Source organism: Cognatundibacterium luofuense, assembly GCF_018139685.1.
Taxonomy (GTDB): domain Bacteria; phylum Pseudomonadota; class Gammaproteobacteria; order Burkholderiales; family Burkholderiaceae_D; genus Undibacterium; species Undibacterium luofuense.
Genome location: NZ_JAGSPN010000245.1, coordinates 1 through 383, shown reverse-complemented (window position 1 = coordinate 383; position 383 = coordinate 1). Strand labels below are relative to the sequence as shown.

1 protein-coding gene is annotated in these 383 nt (G+C 44.6%); it reads left to right on the top strand.

Annotated elements, in window-relative coordinates:
- A partial coding sequence (locus tag KDM89_RS20240; RefSeq protein ID WP_212689666.1) for a hypothetical protein occupies positions 1-383 on the top strand: 383 nt, incomplete at both ends.

Sequence of the window (383 nt, the reverse complement as noted above, 5' to 3'; positions counted from 1 at the left end):
ACCCTGACTGAAAACATCAGCTTTAAAGGCAAAGATCTCACTGCACGCCTGGGACTAGGCATATTAAGCGAACAGATTCCCCCTATGCAGGTGGCGGATTTTATGGCCTATGCCAGAAAAATCTCGCAGGTCATCGACAACACCTTAAAAATACGGAAAACTGACATCAAAGACAATTCCTTGGCCCTGTTATTGGACGCCCCCTACAAACAAAGAATCAGCGATAAGCTGACCAGAGATTTAAATTCCTTAAACCAGCGTATAGACAACAGCAATCCAGATCCGGAATTACTGTGCCAGCGGGCATCGTTGTATGCGCGACTGCGTCAGTTTAATTTAGCACAATCCGATTTACAGTCCCTGCAAAAAATGAAAATTCAGGA